Genomic DNA, 15,155 nt, shown 5'->3' with positions numbered 1-15,155 from the left:
TGTTGGATGTCCCGGTTTAGGCAGATGTAGGCGCGCGTTAGGCAAATCCGGCGCGCATATACCGAGGCTGTCGATCGAGCGAGCTTGCTCGCGAAGTAACTGAAAGGGGTCCCAGGAAAAGCCACTAAGCTTCAGCTTGTGATCGACCGTACCGCAAACCGACACTGGTGCGCGAGATGAGTATTCTAAGGCGCTTGAGAGAACTCGGGAGAAGGAACTCGGCAAATTGACACCGTAACTTCGGAAGAAGGTGTGCCCTAGTAGTGTGTAGAGAACATCGAAGCACGAATGGGTTGCAAAAAATAGGTGGCTGCGACTGTTTATTAAAAACACAGCACTCTGCAAACACGAAAGTGGACGTATAGGGTGTGACGCCTGCCCGGTGCTGGAAGATTAATTGATGGGGTGCAAGCTCTTGATCGAAGTCCCAGTAAACGGCGGCCGTAACTATAACGGTCCTAAGGTAGCGAAATTCCTTGTCGGGTAAGTTCCGACCTGCACGAATGGCGTAACGATGGCCACACTGTCTCCTCCCGAGACTCAGCGAAGTTGAAATGTTTGTGATGATGCAATCTCCCCGCGGAAAGACGGAAAGACCCCATGAACCTTTACTGTAGCTTTGTATTGGACTTTGAACAGATCTGTGTAGGATAGGTGGGAGGCTTTGAAGCCTGGTCGCTAGATCAGGTGGAGCCAACGTTGAAATACCACCCTGGTGTGTTTGAGGTTCTAACCTAGGCCCGTGATCCGGGTCGGGGACAGTGCATGGTAGGCAGTTTGACTGGGGCGGTCTCCTCCCAAAGCGTAACGGAGGAGTTCGAAGGTACGCTAGGTACGGTCGGACATCGTGCTAATAGTGCAATGGCATAAGCGTGCTTAACTGCGAGACTGACAAGTCGAGCAGATGCGAAAGCAGGACATAGTGATCCGGTGGTTCTGTATGGAAGGGCCATCGCTCAACGGATAAAAGGTACTCTGGGGATAACAGGCTGATACCGCCCAAGAGTTCATATCGACGGCGGTGTTTGGCACCTCGATGTCGGCTCATCTCATCCTGGGGCTGTAGCCGGTCCCAAGGGTATGGCTGTTCGCCATTTAAAGAGGTACGTGAGCTGGGTTTAAAACGTCGTGAGACAGTTTGGTCCCTATCTTCCGTGGGCGCTGCAGATTTGAGGAAGCCTGCTCCTAGTACGAGAGGACCGGAGTGGACGCACCTCTGGTGTACCGGTTGTCACGCCAGTGGCATTGCCGGGTAGCTAAGTGCGGAAGAGATAACCGCTGAAAGCATCTAAGCGGGAAACTCGTTCCAAGATGAGATCTGCCGGGGCCTTGAGCCCCCTGAAGGGTCGTCGTAGACCACGACGTTGATAGGCTGGGTGTGGAAGCGCAGTAATGCGTTAAGCTAACCAGTACTAATTGCCCGTGCGGCTTGACCCTATAACTTTGATGTCATCGACATCGTTTGAAGCAATGCAACGATATGCCATCGTTGGCAGCAATCAAAATAAACGCTGATGCTTTGCAAATGCAGAGCTCACACGACTCTATGAATTCGCTTGGCTGAGCAAGCCTCAGCCAGGCAACCCGTTATGCCTGACGACCATAGCAAGGTGGCCCCACTCCTTCCCATCCCGAACAGGACAGTGAAACGCCTTTGCGCCGATGATAGTGCGGATTCCCGTGTGAAAGTAGGTCATCGTCAGGCTCTTACAAGCAAGCAACCCCCAGCACCACATGGTGTTGGGGGTTTCTTCTTTGCGTGTTCGATTTTCAGCAGTCGTTCAAATGTTCACAACGAAGGCATCTTCTTGCCGCAAAGCGTTCGATTGTTCGAGCTCGTTCAGCAGGCCTGCCAGTACTTCGTCCATCGGAGCCGTGCCGTCTGCGTTGGCGATGCTTGTGAAATAGCGTGACTGCGCAAACCACGCGAGCAAATCGGTTTGGGAGACCCGCTGCCATTCGAGCAGCTTGAACTTGATCAAAACCTTGAGCGCGTGCCGGCGGTGACGGCGCGGATCGGCTTCAAACTGTGCAAGTCGTGAGCGTGCCTTGCGCATGGCCTCGCCCACGGCGGCACCGTGGAACACAGGGCCATGCCCCGGGATGACCCATTCGGGCTTCAGCCGCTCGATGAGATCAAGTGTGGCGCTCACTTCGGCGAACCCCGACTCGCCTTCCAGCTCCGGGAACACGACACCGAAGCCATTGCCCCACAGCGCATCCGCCGACATCAATACGCCGTGAGCGCGCTCAAACAGCACCACGGCATGCGGATCGTGCCCGTCTGCGGCATGCACGTCCCAGCACAGCCCACCGTGCGCGAAGGTTTCGCCGGGAGTCAACAAGCCATGGGCCGCGAACCGGGGACACTCTTGCCCCGTTGGCTCATGTGTGAGGGCCACCCGATCCCAGGCGCGAACGGCGTCGGCGAGCCCCGGCGGAATGCTGATGCGGGCATCGGGCCACGCGGCATGAAGTGCTGCATTGCCGCCGCAATGATCGCTGTGCAGATGGGTATTCAGAATGTGCCGCAGTGGCCGTGGGCCCAATGCCCTGCGAACCAGCTCGACCGTCAAATCGGCATGGCTTGCGTAACCCGTGTCCACGATCGCCGCGCCGTCCTCTGCCAACAGCAAGACGTTGTTCGAGGACAGCCAGCCGCGCTCGAACACGACGATGCCCAGCGATTTCAACCAGGTGTCGGCCTCCTTTGGACGCAATGCGCTCATGGAATTCATCCGGCCATTGTGGAGGCCTGCCCTCCCGTCGCAAGCCCGGCCCCCCATGCATTGTCAAGCCGGGGACAGGTCACATCCGGGGCGCCGTCGAACAAGAGATCGAGCCATTGCGATTCGCGCTGCACGATTGTCTGCAGAAAGGTTTCTGGCGACTTGAGCGCGGCGAACGCGTCAAAACCCGTCTCGAGAAAATGCTGCAATGCCTGGAGGCCCGCTGCGTGGGCTGGTCGGCGCATCATGCGCAGAGCCATGCGAAGGGAGCGCATTCGGGTGAGCCGCGTGAGCTCGGCACCCATGTGGCCCACCACCGCCAATTGCCGCTCTCGATCGCTGCGTTCGCCGCTCAGACGCCAGGCCTCGAGGTAGCGCTGAGACGCCGGCCACGTGGCGGGCAAGGCGAGCCAATGGCCCGCGAGTTCGTGGTCCAGCACTTCGGTCAGCGCGTGCACCTCGGTGAGGTCCACTGCCAACTGCGCCACGGCATCGGGAAACAACTTTTCGAGGGCGCCTGCGATGCGGCCGAACTGCTCATCGCGCGCGGAGAAGTCGTGCTCGCCGTACAACTCGTCCAGGAAAAAGCGCACGGCAGCCAGCGAATCGGGCCGGCCCGTCAGGTCGGCATAAGTGCCCGCGAAACGCAGCGCCTGCAGCCGCTTGATGGCGCTGACCGCCGCCGCTTCGCCCTCCGCGGCGGCACGCGAGCGCAAACGGGCGACCCGGTCGAGGTTGGCCCGAATGGCCAGGGAAGGCGACGCAGAAGCCATGCTGGCCAGTCTAGCCCCGATCCCCGGGACCAGGTCGTATCCCCCGAAATGCGATAGTTGCGCCATGAGCGATGGACACCCAGCCCCACTGCCCGACACATCTCGCCTCGCCACGCTGCAGCGATTCACCAGCCTGGGCGCCCTGGCGCTGTTGTTCGTCGCGGCCGTATTCGTGGCCCTGGGACGAACCATGGCCGGTGGCGCGCTGGCGTTCCTGGTGCTCACGGGGCACGCCTGGGTTCTGGGTCTTGAAATGCTGATCGCCGCGCGCGTCAACCGCGGCGACGCCGCGCCGCGCGCGGGCCTTCGCGAGTGGCTGCACGCGTGGTGGCAGGAGTCCCACACCGCTCCGGTGGTCTTTGCCTGGCGACAGCCGTTCCGGTGGCGTCTTTGGCCCGACGACGAAATCCCGGGGCAAACCAATGCTGCGGCGGCCGTTTTCATCCACGGCTTTGTCTGTAACCGCGGGTTCTGGTTGCCCTGGATGGCCCGCTTGCGTGCCGAAGGGCGGGCTTATGTGTCGGTCAATCTCGAGCCGGTCTTCGGCCCCATCGACGCGTATGCCGACGTGATCGAAGCCGCCGTCCAGCGCGCGGAGGCGCTGAACCCGGGAGCGAAACCGGTCCTGGTCTGCCACAGCATGGGCGGGCTCGCGGCCCGCATCTGGCTGGCCCAGCGCGCAGACCACCGCGAGCGCATCGGCGGCGTGATCACCATCGCGTCGCCACACCGGGGCACCTGGCTTGCACACTTCAGCCGCGTGGCGAACGGGCGTCAAATGGCGCCAGGCTGTGACTGGTTGTGCGAACTGGAGCGCCGCGAACAGGCGCTGGCCGGCGACCGGGCCTACGAGGGCTTTCTGTGCTGGTACACAAACACCGACAACATCGTCTTTCCCGCCAGCACCGCCACGCTGCCCGGCGCCGACAACCGCCACGTGGCCGGCGCGGCCCACGTGGACCTCGCGTTTCACCCCAGGGTGATGGACGAGTCGCTGGCCAGGCTGGCGTCGGCCGACAACTCGCCGAGCGAGCGCACGGCGGCGTAGATCGGGGTGAAGTCGGGCGCGGTCACGTCAAACAGCTGCTGGAAGCTGTCGATCACGAAGTAGGTGGCCTGGTAGTCGTCGATCTTGTAGCGCGTGCGCATGCAGCGCACCAGGTCGAGCGCGATGCGCTGCGCGCGCGGGCTCGTGACGCTGTGGCGCAGCTCGCCCGACGAACTCAGGATGCCGGCGCCGTACGCCCGCAGGCCCTGGGCTTCGTGGATCAGGCCGAACTCGATCGTGTACCAGTAGAGCCGCGACAGCAACTCGCCCGCGCCCAGGTGGTGGGCCTTGATGCCGCCCGCCCCGTAGCGCTGCACATAGTCCGCAAACACCGGGTTGAACAGCAGCGGGACGTGGCCGAACAGGTCGTGGAAGACATCGGGCTCGACCACGTAGTCGAATTCTTCGGGCTTTCGGATCCAGTCGGTCACCGGAAAGCGGCGGCTCGCCAGCAGCTCGAAGAATGGCAGTTCGGGGATGAGCCCCGGCACCGCCACGATCTCCCAGCCAGTCGCTGGCCGGAGGCGCTCGTTGATCTCGTCGAAGCGCGGGATGCGGTCGCGCACGCCGAGCGAGGGAAGGGCGTCGATGAAGGCTTGCGACGCCAGTCCCGGCAGCAGTGCACTCTGCCGTTCATACAGCCGGCGGTAGGTGTCGTGGTCAGCCTGGGTGTAGGCGGACCAGTTCTGCGCACAGGTGTAGTCGTCGCGCGCGCGGCTGTAGTCGCCACGCGGCGGGCGCTCGCTGGCGCCGTAGACGACGGGTTCGACGGCCATGGTCGTCTTCCTTCAGCCCTTGAGCACGCCGCGGCGCATCTGGTCGAGCTCCATGGTCTCGAACAAGGCCTTGAAGTTGCCCTCGCCGAAGCCCTGGTTGCCCTTGCGCTGGATGAACTCGAAGAAGATCGGCCCCAACTGGTTCTCGCTGAAGATCTGTAGCAGCAGCTCGCCGGGCGCGCCGTCCACCAGGATGTTGCGCTGCTTCAGGCCTTCGATGTCTTCCTGCAGGTCCGGGATGCGCTTGGGCAGCAGCTCGTAGTAGGTCTCGCTGGTGATCAGCAGCTTCACGCCCGCCATCTGCAGCGCGTCCACCGTGTCGTAGAGGTTGCTCGAGCCCATGGCAATGTGCTGAATGCCCTCGCCGTGGTACCGGTCCAGGTACTCCTGGATCTGGCCGGACTTCTCGTTGCCTTCTTCGTTGATCGGGATGCGGATCTTGCCGCAGGGGCTGGTCATCGCCTTGCTCTTCACGCCCGTGGCCTGGCCCTCGATGTCGAAGTAGCGAACCTCGCGGAAGTTGAACAGCCGCTCGTAGAAGTCGGCCCATTCGGCCATGCGGCCGCGGTGCACGTTGTGCGTGAGGTGGTCGATGTAGGTCAGCCCGTGGCCCACCGGGTTGAGCTCGGCGCCGGGCAGCGGCTCGAAGTCCACGTCGTAGAAGCCGATGTTGCCGATGTCACCGTCCTTGGCGCCGTTCTTGCCGCGCCAGCGGTCGATGAAATAGATGATCGAGTCGCCGATGCCCTTGATGGCCGGGATGTTGAGCTCGCCCGGGCCGGCCTGGCCCGCGTAGCCCCAGGCACCCAGCGAAATCGCGCGCTCGTAGGCGGCCTTGGCATCTTTGACGCGGAAGGCGATGGCGCACACGCTGGGGCCGTGCAGGCGTGCGAACCGCTGCGCGAAGCTGTCGGGCTCGGCGTTGATGATGAAGTTGATCTCGCCCTGGCGGTAAAGGGTCACGGCCTTGTGCCGGTGCCGCGCGATCGGCTTGAAGCCCATGCGCTCGAACAGCGCGCCCATGGCCACGGGGTCGGGTGCGGCGTATTCGATGAACTCGAAGCCATCGGTGCCCATGGGGTTGTCCCAGCCCTGGAAGGCGGTGGTGGCGGAAGCGGGCAAGGCGGCGTTCATGGCGGTCTCCTTCGGGGTTCGGGCGGATGGGCCACTGTATCGGCGCAGGGTGGCACGATTCCGTCGTTTGTGGGCGTTCCTTTGGTCAAGGACGCATGAATCCTGCAAAATCCTGGCGATGGAAGCCTTGGACAAGCTCGATCGCGCGATTTTGCGCACCCTGCAGGCCGACGCCCGCGCCACCTACGACCACATCGCCGAGACCGTGGGCCTGTCGCCGAGCGCGGTCCTGCGCCGGGTGCGGCGGCTCGAAGAGGCGGGGGTCATTGCGCGCTACGTGGCGCTGCTCAAGCCCGAGGCCGTGGGCCTGGGCCTCACGGCCCACGTGAGCGTGCGGCTCGAAAAGCACGCCGAGGGCAACAAGCGCAATCCCATGGACGAGTTCCGCGCCAGCGTCATGGCCTGGCCCGAGGTGGTGGAGTGCGTGGCCCTCACGGGCGACATGGACTACCAGCTGCGCCTCGTGGTGACCGACATGGCCGCCTACTCGCGCTTCATGATGGACACCCTGCTCAAGCACCCCAGCGTGCAGGACTGCAAGACCAGCTTCGTGATGGACCGCGTCAAGAGCACCACCGCCTTGCCGCTGTGAACGCACCGGACAGGGATGGCTTGCGCGCAAGCCCATCGCGCGCGATGCTCTGAACCCTTCCCGCTATCCGTCCGCACGACACCCATGAGTTCCCCCGACGCCGCCGCGCCCCCCGGCCACGAGCGCCCCGATGCCGGGACGGTGCCGATCCGATCGCTCGACATCGATCACCGCGCCAGCATCCTGGCGCACCTGCTCGCGCTCGACACCGCCGACCGCTACCTGCGCTTCGGCTACGCCGCCACCGACGAGCAGATCCGCCGCTACGTGGACCAGCTCAACTTCGAGCGCGACATGCTGTTCGGCATCTTCAACCGCCGTCTGCACCTCATCGCCATGGCGCACCTCGCGTTCTCGGTCGATCCCCAGCTGCGCAGCTGCGCCGAGTTCGGCGTGTCGGTCGCCAAGACCTCGCGCGGCAAGGGCTATGGCAGCCGCCTGTTCGAGCGCGCCGTGGTGCAGGCGCGCAACGAGGGGGTGTCCCAGCTTTTCATCCACGCGCTGTCCGAGAACACCGCGATGCTCAAGATCGCGCGCAACGCGGGCGCGGTGCTCGAGCGCGCGGGCTCCGAGACCGACGCCCACCTGCGCCTGCCGCCGGCCGATTTCGACTCGCGCGTGAGCGCCCTGCTCAGCGAGCAGGTGGCGCTCACCGACTACCACCTCAAGGCCCAGGCCAAGCAGTTCTGGGGTCTCATCGGCATGCTGCAGGAAATCCGCCAGGGCGTGCGCGACGCGCGCGATCGCATGCGCAACTGAACAGGCGTCGCCCGCCAGCGGCCGCCGGGCGCGCGCGGGGGCTTGTTCTGCCATGCCCTTGGGGTATCCTTGCCCGCTGTTCCAACCTCCGTCTTCCCCAGTGGCTGACCACCCCCCCAGTAGCGGGCCGCAGCGTGGCCTGCGGCTTGCCGACAAGCGCGGTTTCCTGCAAAAACTTGCCGAGTTCCTCCACCCCGGCCCGGACTCCAAGGACGAGCTGATCGAGACCCTCGCCGAGGCGGAAGACAACGACATCATCAACGCCGAATCGCGCGTGATGCTCGAGGGCGTGATCCGCATCGCCGACATGACCGCCGGCGACGTGATGGTGGCGGCCCCGCGCATGGACATGATCGACATCGATGCGCCGTTCGACGAACTGCTGCACCTCGTGATCGACACCGCGCACTCGCGCTTCCCGGTCTACGAAGGCGAGCGCGAGAACATCATCGGCATCCTGCTCGCCAAAGACCTGCTCAAGCTGCAGCGCGCGCCCGAGCTCAACATCCGCGCGCTGCTGCGCCCGGCCACCTTCGTGCCCGAGAGCAAGGGCCTCAACGACCTGCTGCGCGAGTTCCGCGGCAACCGCAACCACCTGGCGATCGTCATCGACGAATTCGGCCGCGTGGCGGGCCTGCTCACCATCGAAGACGTGCTCGAGGAAATCGTCGGCGAGATCGAGGACGAGTTCGATGTCGACGAAGACGCCGGCGACGTGTTCGCGCTCGCCGACAGCACCTGGCGCGTGAGCGGCGACACGCCGATCGAGCGCATCAACGAGGCCTTCGGCCTGAAGTTGTCCGACGAGGACTTCGACACCATCGGCGGCCTGATCGCGCACACCATGGGCCACGTGCCCAAGCGCGGCGAGGTGCACGAAATCGACGGCCTGCGCTTCACCGTGCTGCACACCAAGGGCGGCGCGGTGAAGTGGTTCAAGGTCGCGCCCATCCCCTCCGAGCCCTGAGCTCGCCCACGCCCCGGCCCATGCGCAGCCTCTTCGGTTCGCTCCACACGCCCTCGAGCTTCCATCCGATGACGCGGCGCCCGCCGGGCCGCGGTTCGCGCCTGGCCGGCCTGCTGTTCTTCTTCGTCTGCCTGCTCGGCGGCCTCGGTCAGGCCGCCTCGCTCGCCTGGCCGCTCAGAGACTGGGCCCCTCCCGGCTTCGCGCCCGGCCAGCCCAGCGGCGGCCTGCAGATCGCCTCGCTCGCGCTGCTGGTGTTCGCGCTGCAGTTCGCCACCCGCGTGGGGCAGGCCATGTGGCGTGGCTGGGTGTTCGGCACGGCCTGGCTCGCGGGCACGTTCTGGTGGCTGTTCGTGTCGCTGCACACCTACGGCGGCCTGCCCGCGTGGATGGCCGCGCTCGCGGTGTTCGCGCTCGCGGGCGCGCTGGCGCTGTACTACGCCTTCGCCGTCGGCTTCCTCTGCGCCTGGGCCCCGCTCTCGCGCAGCGCGCAGGCCCTGCTGTTCGCGGGCGTGTGGACCATCGCCGAACTCGCGCGCGGCGAGTTCTTCACCGGTTTCCCCTGGGGTGCCGGCGGTTATGCCCAGGTCGATCTCATGGCGCCCTGGGCGCCGCTCGTGGGCGTCTACGGCATGGGTTTTCTGGCCGCTGTCCTCGCCTATGTGCTGGCCTCGCTGCTCACCGCGGTGGTGCACCGCGTGCTCGCCTGGCTGCGCCAGCCGGTGCGGCCTGTGGGCACGCGCCCCACGGGCGGGGTTTACGTCACCACGCCCAAGACCGGCCTGCAGTTGCGCAGCCTGTCGTGGTGGCGCTTGGCGGGTGGTGTGGTCAGTGCCTGCGTGGTGGCGGCGCTGCTCGTGAGCCTGCTGGGTGGCGGCGAGCGCTGGCGCAACCTGGGGCAGGCCAAGACCGCGTCCACCGGCCCGCTGCGCGTGTGGCTGCTGCAGGGCAACATTCCGCAGGACCAGAAGTTCGTGCCCGGCACCGGCGTGGCGCAAGCGCTCGACTGGTACCCGCGCCAGATGCTCGAGGGCGTGGCCGCCGCCGCCGCGGGCCAGGGACCGCAGCTCGTGGTGGCGCCCGAAACCGCCTTGCCGCTGCTGCCGGGGCAGATCGATCCGGCCTTCTGGCGCGGCCTGCTGCGGCCGCTGGCCGAACAGGCGGGCGCCCAGCCCGTGGCCGTGCTCACCGGCCTGCCGCTGGGCAGCTACGAGGCCGGCTACACCAACTCGGCCTGGGGCATCACGCCCGCCGCCGCGCGCCGCGCGCTGAGCGATCCGCAGGCCGGCGAGGTGCACCGCTACGACAAGCACCACCTGGTGCCCTTCGGGGAATTCATCCCGCCGCTGTTCCGCTGGTTCACGCAGATGATGAACATCCCGCTGGGCGATTTCGCGCGTGGCGAGCTGCCCCAGCCGCCCTGGATCTGGGCCGGCCAGCGCATCGCCCCCAACATCTGCTACGAAGACCTGTTCGGCGAGGAGATCGCGGCCGCCTTCGAGAGCGCCGAGAACGCGCCCACCGTGCTCGTGAACCTCAGCAACATCGGCTGGTTCGGCGACACCGTGGCCATCGATCAGCACCTGCAGATATCGCGCCTGCGGGCGCTCGAGTTCGGCCGACCCATGCTGCGCGCCACCAACACCGGCGCCACCGCGGCCATCGACCACCGCGGCGTGGTCACGCACGCGCTGCCGCGGCTCGAGCGCGGCCGGCTCGAGGCCACCGTCGAAGGCCGCAGCGGCCTCACGCCCTATGCCGAGTGGGCCTCGCGCTGGGGCCTCAACCCGCTGTGGCTGGTTTGCGGCATGCTCGTGCTGGCGATCGCCTCGCTGCGCAACCTCGGGCGCCGCGGCGGACGCACGCGGCGGCGCTGAGCCGCTGCAGGGGCCGGGCGGCGCTGAGCCGCCGCCCCTCGTAAAATCGCCGGCTGTCCGCGCGACGCCACTGCGGCCGCGCTCCCCCTGAATCGAACACGGCAGCCCGCCCTCGCGCGGGCCCATGCGCATGCTGACCTTCCAGCAAATCATCCTCACCCTGCAGAACTACTGGGCGCAGCACGGCTGTGCGCTGCTGCAGCCCTACGACATGGAGGTCGGCGCCGGCACCAGCCACACCGCGACCTTCCTGCGCGCCATCGGCCCCGAGCCCTGGAAAGCGGCCTACGTGCAGCCCAGCCGCCGCCCCAAGGACGGCCGCTACGGCGAGAACCCCAACCGCCTGCAGCACTACTACCAATACCAGGTCGTGCTCAAGCCCGCGCCGGCCAACATCCTCGAGCTCTACCTCGGCTCGCTCGAAGCCCTGGGCTTCGACCTCAAGAAGAACGACATCCGCTTCGTCGAGGACGACTGGGAGAACCCCACGCTGGGCGCCTGGGGCCTGGGCTGGGAGGTCTGGCTCAACGGCATGGAGGTGACGCAGTTCACCTACTTCCAGCAGGTCGGAGGCATCGACTGCAAACCCGCCACCGGCGAGATCACCTACGGTCTGGAACGTCTGGCCATGTACCTGCAGGGCGTGGACAACGTCTACAACCTCACCTGGACCGAAGGCCTGAGCTACGGCGACGTGTACCTGCAGAACGAAAAGGAGCAGTCGGCCTACAACTTCGAGCACTCGGACGCCGACTTCCTCTTCACCGCCTTCGCCGCCCACGAGAAGCAGGCCAAGCACCTCATGGCCGAGCAGCTCGCGCTGCCGGCCTACGAGCAGGTGCTCAAGTGCGCGCACAGCTTCAACCTGCTCGATGCACGCGGCGCCATCAGCGTGACCGAGCGCGCGGCCTACATCGGCCGCATCCGCAACCTCGCGCGCAGCGTGGCCCAGAGCTACTACGAGAGCCGCGAACGCCTGGGCTTCCCGCTCGCCCCGCGCGCGTGGGTCGCCCAGATCCCCAAGAAGGCCGCGTGAGCAGAAAAGCCCCCACACCGATGACCGCACAGAACCTGCTCGTCGAACTCTTCGTCGAAGAACTGCCGCCCAAGGCGCTCAAGAAACTCGGCGACGCCTTCGCCACGGTGCTGGCCCAGAGCCTCAAGGCCCAGGGCCTGGCCCCGGCCGACGCCACCGTGACGGCCTTCGCGTCGCCGCGCCGCCTGGGCGCGCACGTCACGGGCGTGCTCGCGCGCGCCGCCGACAAACCGGTGTCGCAAAAGCTCATGCCCGTGGCCGTGGGCCTGGACGCCAGCGGCCAGCCCACGCCCGCGCTGCTCAAGCGCCTGGGCGCGCTCGGTGCCGATGCCTCGGCCGTGGCCGGCCTGCGCCGTGCACCCGACGGCAAGGCCGAGGCCCTGTTCTTCGACAGCGTGGCCCCGGGCGCCGAGCTCGCGGCCGGCCTGCAGAAGGCGCTCGACGAAGCCATCGCGCAACTGCCCATTCCCAAGGTCATGACCTACCAGCTCGAGTCGGGCTGCGAGCTGCCGGGCTGGGACAGCGTGCAGTTCGTGCGCCCGGCGCACGGTCTGGTGGCGCTGCACGGCGCCGGCGTGGTGCCCGTGAAGGCGCTGGGCCTGCAGGCCGGCAACGCCACGCACGGCCACCGCTTCGAGGCCAAGGCCGACCCGGTGGTGGTGCCGCATGCCGACGCCTACGCCGCCACGCTCGCGAGCGAGGGCGCGGTGATCGCGTCCTTCGCCGAGCGCCGCGCCGAGATCGCGCGCCAGCTCGCCGCGGCCGCCGCGCAGGTGGGCGGCGGCTGCCGGCCCATCGAGGACGAGGCCCTGCTCGACGAGGTCACCGCGCTGGTCGAGCGCCCCAACGTGCTGGTCTGCGCCTTCGAGCAGCAGTTCCTCGACGTGCCGCAGGAATGCCTCATCCTCACGATGAAGGCCAACCAGAAGTACTTCCCGCTGCTCGACGCCCAGGGCCGCCTGACGCACCGCTTCCTGGTGGTCAGCAACATCCGCCCGGCCGACGCCAGCGCCGTGATCGGCGGCAACGAGCGCGTGGTGCGTCCGCGCCTGGCCGACGCCAAGTTCTTCTTCGACCAGGACCGCAAGAAGACGCTCGAATCGCGCGTCGAGGGCCTGGGCAAGGTGGTCTACCACAACCAGCTCGGCACCCAGGGCGAGCGCGTGGAGCGCGTGCGCGCCATTGCGCGCGCGGTGGGCCAGATGCTGGGCGGCGACGTGCTCGCGCAGCAGGCCGACACCGCCGCGCGCCTGGCCAAGACCGACCTGCTCACCGACATGGTGGGCGAATTCCCCGAGCTGCAGGGCATCATGGGCGGCTACTACGCGCGCCACGACGGCCTGAGCGAGGCCATCGCCTTCGCCATCGAAGACCACTACAAGCCGCGCTTCGCGGGCGACGCGCTGCCGCGCAACGCCGTGGGCACGGCGGTGGCGCTGGCCGACAAGCTCGAAACGCTGGTGGGCATGTTCGGCATCGGCAACCTGCCCACGGGCGACAAGGACCCGTTCGCGCTGCGCCGCCATGCGTTGGGCGTGGTGCGCATGCTGATCGAGCAGGACCTGCCGCTCGACCTCGGCGCGCTCATCCGCGCCGCCGTGCCGGCCTTTGGCGCCCTCATCAAGGACCCGGCCGACGCGCTCGCCGACTTCATCTACGACCGCCTCGCAGGCAGCCTACGCGAGCAGGGCTACACCGCGCAGGAGGTCGACGCCGTGATCGCCCTGCGCCCCGCGCGCCTGGCCGACGTGGGCAAGCGCCTGCAGGCCGTGCGCACCTTCGCCGCGCTGCCCGAAGCGCCCGCGCTCGCCGCGGCCAACAAGCGCATCGGCAACATCCTCAAGAAGGCCGAGGGCGTGGGCGAGGCCGTGAGCGAGGCCCTGCTGCAAGAGGCCGCGGAGCAGGCCCTGTTCGCCGCCATGCAGACCACCGTGCCCGCGGCCGACGCGAAGTTCGACGCCGGCGACTTCACCGCGAGCCTGCAGGCCCTGGCCGCGCTGCGCGCGCCGGTCGACGCTTTCTTCGACGGCGTGATGGTCAATGCCGACGACGCCGCGCTCAAGGCCAACCGGCTGGCGCTGCTGCAGCAACTGCACCGCGCGATGAACCGCGTGGCCGATCTGTCCCGACTCGCGGCATGATCGCGGCATGAAGCTGCTCATCCTCGACCGCGACGGCACGCTCAACCGCGGCCGCGACGACAAGGTGGCGTCGCCGGACGAGTGGGAGCCGCTGCCCGGCGCGCTCGAGGCCGTGGCCCGCCTCAACCACGGCGGCTGGCGCGTGGTGCTGGTCACCAACCAGTCGGGCATCGGCCGCGGCCTGTTCGACATGGCCTCGCTCAACGCCATCCATGTGAAGATGCACCGCCAGCTCGCGGCCGCGGGCGCGCGCGTCGAGGCCATCTTCATCTGCCCGCACGCGCCCGAAGACCGCTGCGACTGCCGCAAGCCGCTGCCCGGCCTGTTCCTGCAGATCGGCGCGCGCTTCGGCGTGCCGCTGGCCGACGTGCCCGCCGCGGGCAATTCGCTGCGCCACGTGCAGGCCGGCGCCGCCGCCGGCTGCCCCACCCACCTGCTGCTCACCGGCGCCTCGGCCGGGCTCGCGGGCCACGAGGCCGCGGCCATTCCCGGCCTGCCGCCCGGCACCCAGGTGCACGCCAACCTCGGCGCCTTCGCCGACTGGCTGCTCGCCCAACCCGCTCCCGCCGCCAAGACCGCCGCATGATCCTCGTCAACGCCTTGCGCTCGCTGCTGCACATGCTGTTCATGGTGGTCACCGTGATCCCGTGGGCGCTCGCGGTCATCCTTGTGTCGCCCTTCATCAGCAGCACCGCGCTGTACTGGATGTGCGTGGGCTGGCTGCGCCTGGCGGTGCACAGCGGCACGCTGATCCTGGGCATCCGCAACCGCGTCACGGGCATGGAGAACCTGCCCGTGGGCAGCACCGCGCCGGCCATCCTGCTGGTCAAGCACCAGTCGACGTGGGAAACCTTTGCCATGCCCACGCTCATGCCGCACCCGCTGGCCTACGTGTTCAAGAAGGAGCTGCTCTACGTGCCTTTCTTCGGCTGGGCCATGGGCCGCATGGACATGATCCACATCGACCGCAGCAAGCGCACCCAGGCCTTCAACAAGGTGGTCGAACAGGGCCAGCGCCTGCTCGACCAGGGCACCTGGGTGATCATGTTCCCCGAGGGCACGCGCATCCCGCGCGGCCAGCAGGGCCAGTACAAGACCGGGGGCACGCGCCTGGCCGTGGCCACCGGCGCGCCCGTGATCCCGGTCGCCGTCACCTCGGCCAAGTGCTGGCCGCGCAAGGCCTTCCTCAAGCGCCCGGGCGTGGTCGATTTCTCCATCGGCAAACCCATCCCCAGCCAGGGCCGCGACGCCGACGAACTCATGCGCGAGGTCGAGGCCTGGATCGAGGCCGAGATGCGCCGCCTCGACCCCGAGGCCTACCGCTGA

The 15,155-nt window shown here is 67.1% G+C and carries 13 protein-coding genes and 2 rRNA genes (1 of these 15 running past the window's edge); 11 read left to right on the top strand and 4 right to left on the bottom strand.

Translation table 11 applies throughout. The annotated features are described in order from the left end of the window. Together WDZ95_RS06780 and rrf are read left to right on the top strand one after the other, a co-directional pair. Positions 1-1,437: ribosomal RNA gene (locus WDZ95_RS06780) — 23S ribosomal RNA — on the top strand; it begins 1,437 nt to the left of the window's first position. A 155-nt stretch (positions 1,438-1,592) separates the two neighbouring features. Beyond that, positions 1,593-1,705, top strand: a 5S ribosomal RNA gene (gene rrf / locus WDZ95_RS06775). 76 nt (positions 1,706-1,781) lie between these two features. Here rrf and WDZ95_RS06770 read toward each other — a convergent pair. Together WDZ95_RS06770 and WDZ95_RS06765 are read right to left on the bottom strand one after the other, a co-directional pair. Next, the gene (locus WDZ95_RS06770) at positions 1,782-2,738 is read right to left on the bottom strand and encodes an MBL fold metallo-hydrolase (protein WP_425777184.1); all 957 of its coding nucleotides are present in this window, start codon (positions 2,736-2,738) and stop codon (positions 1,782-1,784) included. Further along, the gene (locus tag WDZ95_RS06765; RefSeq protein WP_425777182.1) at positions 2,735-3,502 is read right to left on the bottom strand and encodes an FFLEELY motif protein; all 768 of its coding nucleotides are present in this window, start codon (positions 3,500-3,502) and stop codon (positions 2,735-2,737) included. The genes WDZ95_RS06770 and WDZ95_RS06765 overlap by 4 nt, the downstream gene beginning before the upstream one ends. 64 nt (positions 3,503-3,566) lie before the next feature. On the opposite strand from WDZ95_RS06765, the gene WDZ95_RS06760 reads away from it, so the two are divergent. Then, on the top strand, positions 3,567-4,550 hold the full coding sequence (locus WDZ95_RS06760) for an esterase/lipase family protein (protein WP_425777180.1): 984 nt from the start codon (positions 3,567-3,569) through the stop codon (positions 4,548-4,550). Here WDZ95_RS06760 and phhA read toward each other — a convergent pair. Further along, positions 4,472-5,326 (bottom strand): phenylalanine 4-monooxygenase, encoded by an 855-nt coding sequence (gene phhA / locus WDZ95_RS06755; protein WP_425777178.1) that lies wholly within the window; start codon positions 5,324-5,326, stop codon positions 4,472-4,474. The two genes, WDZ95_RS06760 and phhA, sit on opposite strands and share 79 nt — an antisense overlap. Before the next feature lie 12 nt (positions 5,327-5,338). Further along, positions 5,339-6,460 carry a 4-hydroxyphenylpyruvate dioxygenase gene (hppD, locus tag WDZ95_RS06750; protein ID WP_425777176.1) on the bottom strand — a complete coding sequence of 374 codons (1,122 nt, stop codon included), beginning with the start codon at positions 6,458-6,460 and terminating at the stop codon, positions 5,339-5,341. A gap of 118 nt (positions 6,461-6,578) precedes the next feature. On the opposite strand from hppD, the gene WDZ95_RS06745 reads away from it, so the two are divergent. From WDZ95_RS06745 to WDZ95_RS06710, 8 genes are all read left to right on the top strand, one after another. Further along, positions 6,579-7,052, top strand: a complete 474-nt coding sequence (locus tag WDZ95_RS06745) for an Lrp/AsnC family transcriptional regulator (RefSeq protein WP_166229753.1) — start codon at positions 6,579-6,581, stop codon at positions 7,050-7,052. 84 nt (positions 7,053-7,136) lie between these two features. Further along, entirely contained in the window at positions 7,137-7,811 is a 675-nt protein-coding gene (locus WDZ95_RS06740; protein WP_166229755.1) for a GNAT family N-acetyltransferase, read from the top strand. A gap of 100 nt (positions 7,812-7,911) precedes the next feature. Beyond that, positions 7,912-8,778, top strand: a complete 867-nt coding sequence (locus WDZ95_RS06735; protein WP_205710679.1) for an HlyC/CorC family transporter — start codon at positions 7,912-7,914, stop codon at positions 8,776-8,778. A 68-nt stretch (positions 8,779-8,846) separates the two neighbouring features. Beyond that, positions 8,847-10,652, top strand: a complete 1,806-nt coding sequence (gene lnt / locus WDZ95_RS06730) for an apolipoprotein N-acyltransferase (RefSeq protein ID WP_425777266.1) — start codon at positions 8,847-8,849, stop codon at positions 10,650-10,652. A 130-nt stretch (positions 10,653-10,782) separates the two neighbouring features. Then, the gene (gene glyQ, locus WDZ95_RS06725; RefSeq protein WP_166231506.1) at positions 10,783-11,688 is read left to right on the top strand and encodes a glycine--tRNA ligase subunit alpha; all 906 of its coding nucleotides are present in this window, start codon (positions 10,783-10,785) and stop codon (positions 11,686-11,688) included. Positions 11,689-11,708: 20 nt separating this feature from the next. Then, positions 11,709-13,829, top strand: a complete 2,121-nt coding sequence (gene glyS, locus WDZ95_RS06720) for a glycine--tRNA ligase subunit beta (RefSeq protein WP_425777173.1) — start codon at positions 11,709-11,711, stop codon at positions 13,827-13,829. 7 nt (positions 13,830-13,836) lie between these two features. Continuing rightward, on the top strand, positions 13,837-14,415 hold the full coding sequence (gene gmhB, locus WDZ95_RS06715) for a D-glycero-beta-D-manno-heptose 1,7-bisphosphate 7-phosphatase (RefSeq protein ID WP_287469716.1): 579 nt from the start codon (positions 13,837-13,839) through the stop codon (positions 14,413-14,415). After that, positions 14,412-15,155 carry a lysophospholipid acyltransferase family protein gene (locus tag WDZ95_RS06710; RefSeq protein WP_425777171.1) on the top strand — a complete coding sequence of 248 codons (744 nt, stop codon included), beginning with the start codon at positions 14,412-14,414 and terminating at the stop codon, positions 15,153-15,155. Before gmhB ends, WDZ95_RS06710 begins: the two co-directional genes overlap by 4 nt.

This window comes from Hydrogenophaga sp. T2 (genome assembly GCF_049843535.1).
Taxonomy (GTDB): Bacteria; Pseudomonadota; Gammaproteobacteria; order Burkholderiales; family Burkholderiaceae_C; genus Hydrogenophaga; species Hydrogenophaga crocea.
Note: the sequence above shows the minus strand (reverse complement) of the source record. Positions and strands in the feature narration are given on the sequence as shown.